General features: G+C 29.7%; 14 protein-coding genes. 11 read left to right on the forward strand and 3 right to left on the reverse strand.

What is annotated here, in order from left to right; genetic code table 11:
- Window positions 1-146: 146 nt before the first annotated feature.
- Window positions 147-1,583: a TlpA family protein disulfide reductase gene (locus tag EYW44_RS07070; protein ID WP_132722968.1), complete on the reverse strand. Its 1,437-nt coding sequence runs from the start codon at window positions 1,581-1,583 to the stop codon at window positions 147-149.
- 309 nt (window positions 1,584-1,892) lie between these two features.
- On the opposite strand from EYW44_RS07070, the gene EYW44_RS07075 reads away from it, so the two are divergent.
- The gene (locus tag EYW44_RS07075; protein WP_132722969.1) at window positions 1,893-2,696 is read left to right on the forward strand and encodes an SDR family oxidoreductase; all 804 of its coding nucleotides are present in this window, start codon (window positions 1,893-1,895) and stop codon (window positions 2,694-2,696) included.
- Here the strand turns inward: EYW44_RS07075 and EYW44_RS07080 are convergent.
- Window positions 2,691-3,500, reverse strand: a complete 810-nt coding sequence (locus EYW44_RS07080) for an HAD family hydrolase (RefSeq protein ID WP_132722970.1) — start codon at window positions 3,498-3,500, stop codon at window positions 2,691-2,693. The two genes, EYW44_RS07075 and EYW44_RS07080, sit on opposite strands and share 6 nt — an antisense overlap.
- A 213-nt stretch (window positions 3,501-3,713) precedes the next feature.
- Between EYW44_RS07080 and fsa the strand changes: the two genes are divergently transcribed.
- The 4 genes from fsa (at window position 3,714) to EYW44_RS07100 (ending at window position 7,389) form a co-directional block, all read left to right on the forward strand.
- The gene (fsa, locus tag EYW44_RS07085) at window positions 3,714-4,367 is read left to right on the forward strand and encodes a fructose-6-phosphate aldolase (protein WP_132722971.1); all 654 of its coding nucleotides are present in this window, start codon (window positions 3,714-3,716) and stop codon (window positions 4,365-4,367) included.
- A gap of 164 nt (window positions 4,368-4,531) precedes the next feature.
- Window positions 4,532-6,181 carry a 2-succinyl-5-enolpyruvyl-6-hydroxy-3-cyclohexene-1-carboxylic-acid synthase gene (menD, locus tag EYW44_RS07090; RefSeq protein WP_132722972.1) on the forward strand — a complete coding sequence of 550 codons (1,650 nt, stop codon included), beginning with the start codon at window positions 4,532-4,534 and terminating at the stop codon, window positions 6,179-6,181.
- Window positions 6,181-6,597: a DNA-binding protein gene (locus EYW44_RS07095; RefSeq protein WP_132722973.1), complete on the forward strand. Its 417-nt coding sequence runs from the start codon at window positions 6,181-6,183 to the stop codon at window positions 6,595-6,597. The genes menD and EYW44_RS07095 overlap by 1 nt, the downstream gene beginning before the upstream one ends.
- Window positions 6,598-6,606: 9 nt before the next feature.
- Window positions 6,607-7,389, forward strand: a complete 783-nt coding sequence (locus EYW44_RS07100; RefSeq protein WP_132722974.1) for a transporter — start codon at window positions 6,607-6,609, stop codon at window positions 7,387-7,389.
- An 87-nt stretch (window positions 7,390-7,476) separates the two neighbouring features.
- On the opposite strand, the gene EYW44_RS07105 is transcribed toward EYW44_RS07100, so the two are convergent.
- A complete protein-coding gene (locus tag EYW44_RS07105) occupies window positions 7,477-8,748 on the reverse strand; it encodes an alpha/beta hydrolase-fold protein (protein ID WP_132722975.1) in 1,272 nt (423 codons plus the stop codon).
- Window positions 8,749-8,837: 89 nt separating this feature from the next.
- On the opposite strand from EYW44_RS07105, the gene EYW44_RS07110 reads away from it, so the two are divergent.
- The 6 genes from EYW44_RS07110 (at window position 8,838) to EYW44_RS07135 (ending at window position 13,592) form a co-directional block, all read left to right on the forward strand.
- Entirely contained in the window at window positions 8,838-9,677 is an 840-nt protein-coding gene (locus tag EYW44_RS07110) for a 1,4-dihydroxy-2-naphthoyl-CoA synthase (protein ID WP_132722976.1), read from the forward strand.
- A 134-nt stretch (window positions 9,678-9,811) separates the two neighbouring features.
- The gene (gene purU / locus EYW44_RS07115; protein WP_132722977.1) at window positions 9,812-10,681 is read left to right on the forward strand and encodes a formyltetrahydrofolate deformylase; all 870 of its coding nucleotides are present in this window, start codon (window positions 9,812-9,814) and stop codon (window positions 10,679-10,681) included.
- A gap of 46 nt (window positions 10,682-10,727) precedes the next feature.
- Entirely contained in the window at window positions 10,728-11,336 is a 609-nt protein-coding gene (locus tag EYW44_RS07120; RefSeq protein ID WP_132722978.1) for a fumarylacetoacetate hydrolase family protein, read from the forward strand.
- A 9-nt stretch (window positions 11,337-11,345) separates the two neighbouring features.
- The gene (locus EYW44_RS07125; RefSeq protein WP_132722979.1) at window positions 11,346-11,690 is read left to right on the forward strand and encodes a hypothetical protein; all 345 of its coding nucleotides are present in this window, start codon (window positions 11,346-11,348) and stop codon (window positions 11,688-11,690) included.
- A gap of 9 nt (window positions 11,691-11,699) precedes the next feature.
- Window positions 11,700-12,032 (forward strand): hypothetical protein, encoded by a 333-nt coding sequence (locus EYW44_RS07130; protein WP_165872178.1) that lies wholly within the window; start codon window positions 11,700-11,702, stop codon window positions 12,030-12,032.
- Between the two features lie 318 nt (window positions 12,033-12,350).
- Window positions 12,351-13,592 (forward strand): competence/damage-inducible protein A, encoded by a 1,242-nt coding sequence (locus EYW44_RS07135; protein WP_132722981.1) that lies wholly within the window; start codon window positions 12,351-12,353, stop codon window positions 13,590-13,592.
- Window positions 13,593-13,661 lie beyond the last annotated feature (69 nt).

Consider the following 13,661-nt stretch of genomic DNA (forward strand, 5'->3'; position numbering starts at 1 on the left):
ATTGATTGAGGGGCCAATTACTGATTTTTTTTCTTTTTAGCGAAAATTTTTATGTTAAATGATGTGTAGAAAATTTATCTTTTTTACAAAAAAAAGCGACAAAGTAAAACTTTGTCGCTTTATATATTTTTTGTTTGTGTATCTTATTACATACTATGCTCTCCTTCTTCTAAAAGCTCTTCTAGCAGAGTTACTAATTTGTCACCATCACTAGGTCTTGGAGCATTTGCAGAAACAATGTTGCCATCAGGATCAATTAAAATGAATCTAGGTAAACCTTTAATTAAGTAGTCTTTTGTAAACTGGAAATCTTTTTCAGTTTTACCCGCAAAAAGTTGAACACCACCCATCTCTCTGTCAACGATAGTTTTTTTCCATTTTTCTTTATTAACAGGCTTGTCTACACTTAAACTCACAAATTCAATGTTTTTATCATGGAATTGTTGTTCGAATCTCTTTAATAATGGGATTTCTTTTTTACAGAAACCACACCAAGTAGCCCAAACATCAATGTATATGTATTTACCTTTACCAGTTAAATCATCTAAAGAAGTTTTTCCTCCTTTGTAATTATCTAGTTTCTCAAATTTAGGAGACGGTTGACCTTTTGCAGTTAATTTTAACTTGTTGTAAAGATCTTGGATTTCTTTTTTATTCTCCTTATTTGTAGAGTAATTCATGTACTTTTTGAAATACTCATTTAAGTTTGAAGTATAAGTGATACTCTCTGTAGCAGCACTATGAATTAAATGATTTTTTACCAAAGTATCATTTACCTCAGTTTGAACAGTTTCTAAATATGCTAAATCGAAATCAAAATCTTCATTTTCTTTCTTTTTTGCATTCGTTTTATCGTCTAAACGTCTTTTGATTAAATCTCTGTACCAATTAGAAAAAGCATAGTCTGAATTAGAGTCAAAACTAACTTTGTTAGGAATGTCATTTGGGAAGTTATCAGAAACTACAAAATCATCATCACCATAAACAATTCTATGGAAGTTTTGGTAGTTTTTGATACCTAATGCAAATTGGTAATGAATATTGTTTTTCTCATTTGCTAAATAATCAGCAGGTAAATTAGATGAAGCAGCTAAATCTTCTAAATTAGATTTAAATTCATCCATTTTAGATAAAAACTCATCTTCATTTAAAGCATAAAGTTTACGGATGTTACCTAATAATAAAGCAGCTTTCTTTTCACGTTCAGCTAAATAAGCATTGATTGCAGCATTTTTACCTTTAAACACAGGGTCTTCTGTACGTTTTTTTGCATCAACAATTATTTCAAGACTTTCTTGTAAGTCTTTAGCAGTACTTAAATATAAATTTACATTTCTTCTACCTACTTTAATACTGTAATGTCCAGCTTCAAAATTTCTTAATGTGTCAGAGAAAGTTTTACTCTTTCTGTCGAAACTAATATCTTTTTTAAAACCGTTATAGTCGTTCGTAATTTCTATTTTTCGCTTTCTAAAGTTCTCTACTTTACCAGAAAGAACTAAATACTCGTCTTTGGGTTCTTCTTTATCTCCACAAGATACTAAGAACGTAAAAGATAAAGCTAGCACAAACAATTTATTCATGATTCAAATGTTTTATGGGAATGTATAAATTATGTTTTCAAATCCGAAAGTAACTTTTTTTTAAAAAACCTCAAAATCTTTTGATGAAAAAAACACAAAAAAGGGTAAGAATTATACTTTTTTTGTCATTTAAAAGGATAAAAATTAAAAGATTGTGTGTAAAACGCAAATTGTTTTGTTTGCAGTAGTTTGTTTCAATGTTTAATACTGTGTTATTATGATGCTTGTTTTTTGGTGTAAAATAGTTTTAAAAAAGTAATAAATATATATACTTGGTTTTATAAATTTGTGTAACCAAAAAATGTAAAAATGTCTAAAGTTGTTTTAATAACAGGAGCTTCTTCTGGATTAGGAAAATCAGTAGCTAATTATCTTCAAGAAAAGAATTACAAAGTATATGGTACTAGTAGAAATCCTGATAAAGTAACTGGTGTTTCTTTTGAAATGGTTCAATTAGATGTTTTAGATGATGTTTCCATAGAAAAAGCAATTGATACTGTTGTAAAAAAAGAGGGAAAATTGGATGTGCTTATTAATAATGCTGGAAAAGGTATTATGGGAGCATTAGAAGATACTCCTATGGAAGAGATTAAAAAGGCTTTTGATACTAATTTTTTTGGTGTAATTTCAGTAATAAAAAAAGTATTACCAGTGATGCGAAAGCAAAAATCAGGCTTGATAATAAATATTACTTCCATAGCAGGTTATTCAGGTTTGCCTTTTAGAGGTATCTACTCTTCTAGTAAATGTGCTTTAGAGATTTTAACAGAATCTATAAGTATGGAGGTGAAGAAGTTTGGGATAAACGTTATTAATGTAGCCCCAGGAAGTTTTGCAACTAATATTGCTTCAGGAAGATATTATACTCCTGTTAAAGACGATTCAGCTTACAAAGAAACGTATAGTTTGAGTTTAAAAGTTGCGGATGAATATGTTGACAAAGGTTTGGATCCTCAAGTAATGGCAACCTCTATTCACAAAATAATAGAATCAAAAAATCCTAAAATTCACTATAAGATAGCAGCTTTTATGGAACGTTTTTCTATTGTTTTAAAAAGGATTTTACCAGACAGAGTGTATGAAAAACTAATTATGAATCACTATAAACTATAATTTTTCTTTTTCTGTAATTATTTGATTTAAAATAAACTCTACACCATTTTCGTCATTGGTTTTTGTGGCGTAATTTGCTGTTTCTTTTACCGTTGGATGTGCATTTTCCATGGCATAACTAAAATGAGCACTTTTAAGCATTTCTATGTCATTAAAGTAATCGCCAAAAACAACAGTTTGCTCAGGTGTAATATCGTGGAGTTTTTGTATTAATTGAATTGCATGTCCTTTATTTGCATTGTTTTCTGAAATGTCTACCCAATGATTAGCAGAAACTTTAACTTTAAAATTGTCTTCCAAATGTTTAAAGTGTGGATACAAATATTTTTCAGCACTTACTTCATGGTATATAGCTGTTTTGTATACAGGTTCTTTGATTTGATTAATGCTATCAATAATTTCAAAATTAGCGTAATATTCAGCTAGTAAATCAAGTAGTTTTTTAGAGGAACTATTGGTGTAAGCCTTGTCTTTAGTACAAAAAACGGTATTTGCACCCTCAATAGAGTTGATAATATTAGTTATGAGCTGAAGATTCTCTTTTTCTAGTGGATTTGAAAGTAAAAGTTTGTCTTCTTTCATTACTAAACCTCCATTTTCTGCAACTATAACAATATCATCCTTAATACTGTTTAATTTATCAGTAATACCATATAAAGGTCTTCCGCTTGCTGCAACAAATAAAATTTCATGATCGGTTAGTTTTTTAAATAATTCAAAAAAATCATTACTAACCTCGTGTTTAGAGTTTAGTAAAGTTCCGTCCATATCAGTAACCACAAGTTTTACATCAGATAAATTCATTGCTAAGCGTTTTGATTTTGAATTCAAAAATACTCGATTAAAATTCAATTGAAGATGAATTGTGTATTAATTAATTGATAAAAAACAGCAATTTATAACGCAATTGGTATTGTTAAAAAGTCATTTTAAAATCTAATTAGTTTAACATCAAAAAGAAACTTTTAAAATTGTAATTTTGCCCAAAATAACACAACTCATTAATTATACAATTAGATGAAATTTTTTATAGATACAGCAAACTTAGATCAAATTCGTGAAGCACAAGCTTTAGGTATTTTAGATGGAGTAACTACAAATCCTTCGTTAATGGCTAAGGAAGGGATTACAGGAGAAGAGAATATTATAAACCATTACAAGGCAATTTGTGATATAGTTGATGGAGATGTTTCTGCTGAAGTAATTTCTACAGATTTTGAAGGAATGGTAAAAGAAGGAGAAGCGTTAGCTGCATTAGATCCTCAAATTGTAGTTAAGTTACCAATGATTGCTGATGGAGTAAAAGCATGTAAGTATTTTTCTGATAAAGGAATAAAAACTAATGTAACTTTAGTTTTTTCTGCAGGACAAGCTTTATTAGCTGCTAAAGCAGGAGCAACTTATGTTTCTCCATTTATTGGTCGTTTAGATGATATTTCTACTGACGGATTAAATTTAATCCAAGAAATTCGTCAGATATATGATAACTATATGTTTGAAACAGAAATTTTAGCTGCGTCTGTTCGCCATACAATGCACGTTATAGATTGTGCTAAGATTGGTGCAGATGTAATGACTGGTCCGTTAAAAGCTATTGAAGGATTGTTAAAGCACCCTTTAACTGATATTGGTTTAGAAAAGTTTTTAGCAGATTACAAAAAAGGAAACTAATAAAAACTAAGTAATAGAGTTTTAGAGTCAGAAAGTTAAAAGTTACTACGAAGTTAACTTTCTTTCTGGCTTTTTTTTAATCATTATAAAAAAGAGTAACTTTATACTTTGCTATTGAAAAGAACATACTACTTCGTAAATTTGCTATTAAGTAATTATCTTAAATGTATCCAAAAAAACAATTAGCACAATTGGTGATTTCTGCGTGTCAAAATTTTAATATTGATACTGTAGTAATTTCACCAGGGTCTAGAAATGCTCCTTTGACAATTGGTTTCTCTAATGTTGAAGGTATAGAAACGTTGAGTGTAGTTGACGAACGCTGTGCCGCTTTTTTTGCCATGGGAATTGCACAACAAAAACAGCAACCAGTAGCAATAGTTTGTACTTCTGGTTCTGCGTTATTAAATTATTATCCAGCTATTGCAGAGGCTTTTTACAGTAAAATTCCTTTGATAGTTATTTCTGCGGATAGACCAAAACATTTAATAGATATTGGAGATGGACAAACAATTCGTCAGGAGAATGTGTTTGAAAATCATATTTTATACACAGCCAATTTAATTGAAAACGAAGAGTTGTTGCAAGAGAATTCTGAATTAGTAACTCAAGCTATTCATACTTCAATACTTAAAAAAGGACCAGTACATATCAATGTGCCTTTTAATGAGCCAATATATGAGACTGTTGATAATCTAAAAGAATTTGTTTTTAATGAACAAGTTTTAACTGTAGATAATGATATCGATTATAAGCACTTTTCTGATGTTTGGAATAACTCTGAAAGAAAATTAATTTTAATAGGAGTTCATTATCCTTCTAAAAAATTACAGCAAGTACTGGATTTTTATAAAGAAGATCCATCTGTTTTAATATTGACAGAGACTACCTCAAATGTAAAAGATGATAAGTTTATCAATTCAATAGATAATCTAATTTCAAAGTTAGATGAAGAAGAATTTAAAAACTTACAACCTGATTTATTAATTACGTTGGGCGGAATGGTGGTTTCTAAACGAATAAAACAGTTTTTAAGAAAGTATCAACCTAAGAAACATTGGCATATTGATGAGTTAACTAAAATGGATACTTATTTCTGTTTGACATCATTCATTCAAGAGAAAGGATCTGTGTTTTTAAATAACTTATCAACGCATATTAGAAAAATATCAAGCGATTATCAGTCAGTTTGGTTGAAAGAAAAAGCTTTAAGAGTTCAGCATCACACAGAGTTTTTAAAGAATGCAGAGTATTGTGATTTAAAAGTGTTTGAAAGTGTGTTACTTTCAATTCCAGATAATTCACAAGTGCAGGTAAGTAATAGTTCTATTATAAGGTACATGCAATTGTTTAAGGTGAATCCAACTATTGAGGTTTTTTGTAATAGAGGAACAAGTGGAATTGATGGAAGTACTTCAACAGCAATAGGAGCTGCATTTGCAAGCAAATTAAGAACAACGTTAATTACAGGTGATTTAAGTTTCTTTTATGATAGTAATGCATTGTGGAATGCAAATATTCCTGCTGATTTTAGAATTATTCTGATTAATAATTCAGGCGGAGGAATTTTTAAAATTATACCAGGTCCTAAAAAGACAAATGCGTTATCGTATTTTGAAACTCCACATAATTTAACAGCAGTACATTTAGCAGAAATGTATGGGTTTGATTATTGTGCAACCGAAAGTTTAAGTGAATTAAAAGATAATTTAAATCATTTTTATAAAACATCAGCAAAGCCAAAGATTTTAGAAATCTTTACTCCATCAGATAAAAACGATGTAGCTTTGCAACAATATTTTAAAAGTTTATAATGGAATTACAAGAAGGAGATAAGGTAGACTTAATAATAGGAGTGAGATCGGCCTTAGGATATAGTGTTTTAATTAATGAATCTTATGAAGGTTTGATTTATGAGAATGAAGTTTTTTCTGATTTGGAGGAAGGAATGAAAACCGTTGGTTACATAAAAAAGATCAGAGAAGATGAAAAAATTGATGTTTCATTAACTCCACAAGGATTTAGAAACGTAATTGACAACGATGTAGATACGTTATTGAAAAAGTTAGAAGATAAGGGCGTTTTATTGTTAACAGATAAGAGTTCACCAGAGTCTATAAAATTTCATTTACAAATGAGTAAAAAAGCTTTTAAAAGAGCTGTCGGAAATTTGTATAAGCAAAGAAAGATTCAGATTTTTGACGATAGAATAGAATTAATCAAAAAATAAATACCTCAAATGAAAAAGAAAAGTTTTTTTCTTATTGTCTTAATGGCTCTATGCCTAAACTCCTATGCTCAATATCAAGAAAATATAGATTCAGGAAGACCAGGTAATGCAATTAGTGTATTTACTGTGGGTAAAAATATAGGGCAAATAGAAACAGGTTTAAGTTTTTCAAATAACGATCAGAGTTATACCTCTAGTACTTTTTTACGTTTTGGAATTACGGAAAGAATAGAAATAAATGGAGGAGGATCATACTTGTTTAACGAAACAGATCTTTATACTCCAGGTGTAACAAGTTTTAACTTAGGAGCCAAGTTTAATATTTTTGAAGGAGATAATATGATGCCTTCTACAGCTTTTTTGGCTAGTGTAACTGTACCAAGTGATAAGTTTGAAACCGATAAGGCTTTTTCTACATTCTTATTTATATTGAATTATTCATTAAATGAAAGGTTAAGTTATACTTTAAATTTTGGTGTTAATGTCGATTTAGAAAAAAGCATTATAACCGAAACAGATTCTGAAGGTAACGAAGAAGAGAGTGAGATTACCTATTTTGAAGGTATATACACTTTCAATTTATCATATGCTATTAATGATAAATGGTCTACATTTTTAGAAGCTTACGGAGGTTTTAATAGATATGTGTTTCCAAAAATAGCGGTGAGTATGAATGCAGGTTTTTCGTACTTAGTTAATAAAGATTTTCAGTTAGATTTTCTAGCAGGACACGGAGTTAATACTAATGAGTATCTTACTTTAAGTACTGGAATATCTTGGAGGATTAACTAATAATAAATAAATCTTCAATAATTAAAAAGAGCAATGATTTTTAAAAATCATTGCTCTTTTTAGTTTTATATCAAAATTCCTAATTGATTATTTGTCATCATCTTCATTATCATCAGAGTTTTCTTCCTCTTCCTCATCATTGTTTTCCTCTTCATCTTCTAATGGAAGTTCATCTAAAGGTTGTTCTTTAGGCATGCTTTTTAAAGCTTCCTCAACTCTAATAATGTTTTCATAAAAAGCCTCGGTGTTTTTATCAGATAACTCCATTTTTCCATAAGCTTCTTTGTAATAGAATAAAGCTTTTTCATAATCTTTACCAAGCTCATGGTATTTACCTACGTAATATTCTCCAAGATGAGATTTAGGGTGTTTAATCATTACAAAATCACCTAAAACTCTTAAATAATCTCCATCTAACTTGTCAATAACAATTCCTTCAATTGCATAAATATCTTGAAAACGAACATTTAAATTAGTTCCATATAAATATTCAATTTCTAAGTATTTAGATTCTAAATATTTGATAGCTTCTAACGGATCTAAATCTTTGATTTTTTCATCATATTCTTCCTTAGAAATTCTAGGATATAATTCAAAAATATTGGTAAAGGCATCTGGTAATGCTTTTACTAAGGCTGTTGGTTTGTTAGCTTCTCCTTTAAAATCATTAAAAGCAATATGAAGTTTTTCGGTACCAAGTTCTTCTAATCCTTTTTTTAACTGTTGATGTAATTCCTTTCTTTCCTGTTTTTCATAAGGATTAGAACTTACATATAAATAAAATTGGTTGTCTATCTCATCCAGTCTTTTTAAATCAAAATTACTGACCAAACGCAGTGTTTGAGGCGATAATTTAGGCGAAATAGAAACGTACGAATTAAAAATAGGATTTTGTTCTTTTAAAAAGTGAAGTAAAAAGTTACCAGCATCTCTATCTCCAACGATTGTAAAATATGGAGAAGTTTTATAGTTTGCTTCTAAGTATGGAATTAGTTCTTTTTTTATGTAATTGTAAAACTTTTTAGAAACGGTAGTTAAGTTTCCACTCTTTTTAACAATAGAAACATCTTGATTAAATCTAGAATCCACATCTAATCCAACTACAATTTGTTTTGGAGTTAAATCAGCGTTTGCATAAATTTTAGAATTCCCCACATAAATATCAAATAAATAGTCATCATCCAACACAATAGCCACAGGATATTTACGAATGGTATCAGTCTCATGTTCTTCAGGAACATAAATTTTAGCAATACGATCTCTATTAAATTCTTGTGAGACTATTTTTTTAGTAATAATTTTTTGAGCAAATAGGGAATAACTCAAACAAATAAAGCTTATTAAAACAAAATTTTTCATGTACTGTATGTGTTTCTTATTAAGAATAAAGATACTAAACTATATTATAGTATTTTTGTTTTTCTAAATAACGATTTTTTTTTCAAATTATGATACAGATAGACTGGAAAACTGTTAAAGAGTATTCAGATATTACCTACAAAAAGTGTAATGGTGTAGCTAGAATTGCTTTTAACAGACCTAATGTAAGAAATGCTTTTCGTCCGCATACGACGGCTGAATTATTAGATGCTTTTCACGATGCACATGAAGATACTTCAATAGGAGTTGTGTTATTATCTGCGGAAGGTCCTTCAACTAAAGATGGTATATGGAGTTTTTGTTCTGGAGGAGATCAAAAAGCTAGAGGTCATCAAGGATATGTTGGACAAGATGGCTACCATCGTTTAAATATTTTAGAAGTTCAGCGTTTAATTCGTTTTATGCCTAAAGCAGTAATTGCGGTAGTTCCAGGTTGGGCAGTTGGTGGTGGTCATAGTTTACATGTTACTTGCGATTTAACATTAGCTAGTAAAGAACACGCTATTTTTAAGCAAACTGATGCTGATGTAACTTCTTTTGATGGAGGATATGGTTCTGCATATTTAGCAAAAATGGTAGGTCAGAAAAAAGCCCGTGAAATCTTTTTCTTAGGTAGAAACTATTCGGCTCAAGAAGCTTATGAAATGGGAATGGTAAATGCTGTAATTCCTCATGATGAGTTAGAAACAACAGCTTATGAGTGGGCACAAGAAATTTTAGCAAAATCACCAACATCTATCAAAATGTTAAAGTTTGCAATGAATTTAACTGACGATGGAATGGTTGGTCAGCAAGTATTTGCAGGAGAAGCAACTCGTTTAGCTTATATGACAGATGAAGCTAAAGAAGGTAGAGATGCGTTTTTAGAAAAACGTAAGCCTAATTTTGATAAAAAATGGATTCCATAGAGATCAATAATTAAAATGTATATAAAGTTGGCAGTTTTTCGAAGATTAACTGCCAATTTGTATTTTTGGTTCAAGTTTAAAATATTCAACTGAATCAAAATAATAAATTGTAATCACTAATTTCTAATTAACCTATGAAATCTCAAATTGTAACATTTCTTATCAAATGCCCTGACCAAAAAGGAATTTTAGCAAAAGTTACCAATCTTTTTTATTCTGAAAGATTCAATATTGTTAGTTGCCAGCAGTATGTAAATGCTGAAGCAGATAGATATTATATGCGTATTAGAGTAGATGCAGAAGGAACTACTATTTTAAAAGAAGAATTAGAGAAGAAGTTTGACGAGTTGGCGGTGCCTTTACAGTGTAAATGGTCGGTTCATTATGAAAGTGAACAGCAAAACGTAGCAATAATGGTTTCTCACACCACGCATTGTTTATATGACTTGTTAGAACGACATAGAGAAGGTGTATTAGATTGTAATATTGGTTTAATTATAAGTAATCACGATAAATTAAGGTATATAGCAGAAATGTTTGGTATTCCTTATTTTCATTTACCAATTACCAAAGAAACTAAACAACAGCAAGAAGCTCAAGTTATAGGTTTATTAGAAGAACATAATATAGATTTAGTAGTCATGGCTCGTTACATGCAAATTTTATCAGAAGGTTTTATAAATCAGTATGCAGAAAAAATAATTAATATTCATCATTCGTTTTTACCTGCTTTTCAAGGAGCAAATCCATACAGAAGGGCTTATGAAAGAGGAGTGAAACTTATTGGAGCTACAGCCCATTATGCAACAGTAGATTTGGATGAAGGTCCAATTATAGAGCAAGATGTAGAAAGGATTACTCATGAAAGTACTCCAAAAACATTAAAACAAATAGGAGCAGACATAGAAAGATTGGTGCTAGCAAGAGCTGTAAAGTGTCATTTAGAGCATAGAGTGATAGTTTCAGATAACAGAGCTATTGTATTTCCTGAATCAGGAGAATAATCAAATGATAAAAAAATAAAATAGATTAACATAGAAAATAAAAAGTATGAAAATAATATGCATCGGTCGTAATTATGCAAAACACATAGAAGAGTTAGCTAATGAAAAGCCAGAACATCCCGTAGTGTTTTTAAAACCAGATTCGGCAATATTACCTAAAAAGATGCCTTTTTTTATTCCTACTTTTTCAGATAATGTTCATTACGAAGTAGAAGTATTGGTTAAAATAAATAAGGTTGGAAAACATATTGCGACTAAGTTTGCTCATAAATATTATGATACTGTTGGTTTAGGTATTGATTTAACTGCAAGAGATGTACAGGCAAAATGTAAAGAGAAAGGATTGCCTTGGGAAAAAGCTAAAGCTTTTGACGGAAGTGCAGTGGTAGGAGAGTTTTATCCGAAAGAAGAGTTCGATATGGAAAATATATCTTTTCAGTTAAAAAAGAATGGAGAGGTTGTTCAAGATGGAAACACTAAAACAATGCTTTGGAAAATAGATGAACTAGTAAGTTATGTATCTCAATATTTTACTTTAAAAAAAGGAGATATTATTTTTACAGGTACACCTGCTGGAGTTGGTAAGGTTCAAGAAAATGATGTGTTAACAGGCATTATTCAAGGAAAACAAGCGTTTGAAATAAAAATAAAATAAGAAAAAGATATGTTAGGATTACTATTAATTTACTTCATAGGAAAAAAGTTTTATACTTTAGCTGAAGATTATGATAAAAGTATGTGGGGATATGCCATATTGGGTGTGGCTATTTATTATGCAGGTATACTTTCATTTGGAGTGCTTTTAGGACTTTTTATGGTCGTTTTAGAATCAGATTTTTTAGATACTGGTAATGAACTTTTATTATCGATTATTTCAATACCGATAGGTTTATTAAGTTGCTACATATTATATGTTATACTAGAAAAGAAATGGAAAAAAGAACAACCAGCATTGGGTGGTAATTTAATAGATGAAATTGGTAGAAAAGATGATGAAGTTAATTTTTAAATAATTAACATGGTGTTTTTTCTTTTTTTAGGACTAATATTTATCAGTTTTTTCTTCTACAGGTTATCTCGCAAGTATGAGAGAAGTGTTTTTTTGAATACGTTGTTAGGTGTTTTTATTTTCTTAATCACTTATTTTTTATCCAGCTTTATCATTGTTACTCTTACAAATGTATGGATTAGAGTACATGCTTTTAATGAAACCATTACGGCTTGTTTTACAATTCCTGTTTCAGTAATGATTTCTGGTATAGCATATAAGTTGATGGAAAGCAATTTCAAAAACAATCAAAATATAGTTTCAGTAGAAGATATTGGAAAGAAAGACGAAATGAATTTGTAATAGTATTGATATAATGATAATCACAATTTTTCTCCTTATTCAGATTGTATTTACAGGTTACCTGTTTTATAGGTTAGCAAAAAAATATGGAAAGAATAAAATTATATACACAATTACTGGGGGTATAATGCCAATAGTTGGAGTTTTAACGTATGTGTTAATTTATATTTGTTTTACTGATTATCTATTTAGAATTAATAGATATATACACGAGTTGTATTCTGTATTATTAGGATTACTTTTTTCAGCTTTATTTTTCTTTCTTTTAAAACGATTTTCTATCACAAATAATAAAAATAAATAGATACTGTCATTATTATGAATGCAGAAATAATAACTATTGGAGATGAAATTCTCATAGGACAAATAGTAGATACGAATTCACAGTGGATAGGTCAAGAATTAAATAAAATAGGAGTTTCTGTCTACCAAATATCATCTATTCAAGATGAAAAGCAACATATATTGAATGCTTTAAAAGAAGCAGAAAATAGAGTAGATATAGTGATAATAACTGGAGGTTTAGGTCCTACAAACGACGATATCACTAAAATAACAATAGCAGAATATTTTAATGATACTGAACTTGTAAATTACCCTGAGATTACTCAGCATATCAAAGAATTATTTAAAAGATTTGACGTGCCTTATGTTCATGAATCTCAAAAAGGACAAGCATTATTGCCGTCTAAAGCAACATTATTAAAAAATAGATTAGGTACTGCAGCAGGAATGTGGTTTTATGAGAATAATACTGTGTTTGTTTCATTACCAGGGGTTCCTTATGAAATGAAAGGGCTGATGACAAATGAAGTTTTACCAAAATTGCAAACAACATTTGAATTACCTTTTATATATCATAAAACAATACACACAGTAGGACAAGGAGAAACAGCAATAGCAAATAGGATAGTAGATTTTGAGAATAATTTACCTTCTTTTATAAAACTGGCTTATCTTCCTTCTTTTGGAAGAGTACGTTTGAGATTATCTGCAAAAGGAATTGATAAGGTGTTGTTGGAAGAAACCTTAGCATTGGAGTTAGAAAAACTAAAAGAATTATTACCAGATATTATAGTAGGATTCGATGCAGATACTCTAGAAAAGCAAGTTGGAGAGAAATTTAAATCAGAAAATAAAACATTAGCAACAGCAGAAAGCTTAACTGGAGGTAAAATAGCTTCAGCATTAGTTAGTGTTCCTGGAGCATCGGGTTATTTTAAAGGAGGAATGGTTGTGTATTCGGCACTTTTAAAACAATCATTATTAGATATTCCTAAAGAGCTAATTGAAGAAAAATCTGTAGTAAGTAAAGAAGTTGCTGAATTGATGGCTATAAATGCCAGAAAAAAAATGCAAACTGATTTTGCTGTATCTGTAACTGGAAATGCAGGTCCAACTAAAGATAATAATGATAAAGAAGTAGGCTTAGTTTACATTGGAATAGCTACAAACACTGGGGTTGAGGTACATGAGTTTAATTTTGGAAGCCCTAGAGAAAAAGTGATAAATAAGACCGTAAATAAAGCATTATCTCTATTGTTGAAAAATAATACATAAAATAAAAGCTAATATATTTTGTTTTATATCTTTAAAAATGCGTATATTTGCACCTCGTTTAGAAATAAC

This window comes from Tenacibaculum sp. M341, assembly GCF_004337695.1.
In the GTDB taxonomy this organism is placed as follows: domain Bacteria; phylum Bacteroidota; class Bacteroidia; order Flavobacteriales; family Flavobacteriaceae; genus Polaribacter.

What these genes read in the sequence shown, in the direction of transcription:
- EYW44_RS07075 (WP_132722969.1), top strand. Translation starts at nt 1,893, where the DNA reads ATGTCTAAAGTTGTTTTAATAACAGGAGCTTCTTCTGGATTAGGAAAA.
- EYW44_RS07130 (WP_165872178.1), top strand. Translation starts at nt 11,700, where the DNA reads ATGGTGTTTTTTCTTTTTTTAGGACTAATATTTATCAGTTTTTTCTTC.
- menD (WP_132722972.1), top strand. Translation starts at nt 4,532, where the DNA reads ATGTATCCAAAAAAACAATTAGCACAATTGGTGATTTCTGCGTGTCAA.
- EYW44_RS07135 (WP_132722981.1), top strand. Translation starts at nt 12,351, where the DNA reads ATGAATGCAGAAATAATAACTATTGGAGATGAAATTCTCATAGGACAA.
- EYW44_RS07070 (WP_132722968.1), bottom strand. Translation starts at nt 1,583, where the DNA reads ATGAATAAATTGTTTGTGCTAGCTTTATCTTTTACGTTCTTAGTATCT.
- EYW44_RS07100 (WP_132722974.1), top strand. Translation starts at nt 6,607, where the DNA reads ATGAAAAAGAAAAGTTTTTTTCTTATTGTCTTAATGGCTCTATGCCTA.
- fsa (WP_132722971.1), top strand. Translation starts at nt 3,714, where the DNA reads ATGAAATTTTTTATAGATACAGCAAACTTAGATCAAATTCGTGAAGCA.
- EYW44_RS07110 (WP_132722976.1), top strand. Translation starts at nt 8,838, where the DNA reads ATGATACAGATAGACTGGAAAACTGTTAAAGAGTATTCAGATATTACC.
- EYW44_RS07125 (WP_132722979.1), top strand. Translation starts at nt 11,346, where the DNA reads ATGTTAGGATTACTATTAATTTACTTCATAGGAAAAAAGTTTTATACT.
- EYW44_RS07105 (WP_132722975.1), bottom strand. Translation starts at nt 8,748, where the DNA reads ATGAAAAATTTTGTTTTAATAAGCTTTATTTGTTTGAGTTATTCCCTA.
- EYW44_RS07095 (WP_132722973.1), top strand. Translation starts at nt 6,181, where the DNA reads ATGGAATTACAAGAAGGAGATAAGGTAGACTTAATAATAGGAGTGAGA.
- purU (WP_132722977.1), top strand. Translation starts at nt 9,812, where the DNA reads ATGAAATCTCAAATTGTAACATTTCTTATCAAATGCCCTGACCAAAAA.
- EYW44_RS07080 (WP_132722970.1), bottom strand. Translation starts at nt 3,500, where the DNA reads ATGAATTTATCTGATGTAAAACTTGTGGTTACTGATATGGACGGAACT.
- EYW44_RS07120 (WP_132722978.1), top strand. Translation starts at nt 10,728, where the DNA reads ATGAAAATAATATGCATCGGTCGTAATTATGCAAAACACATAGAAGAG.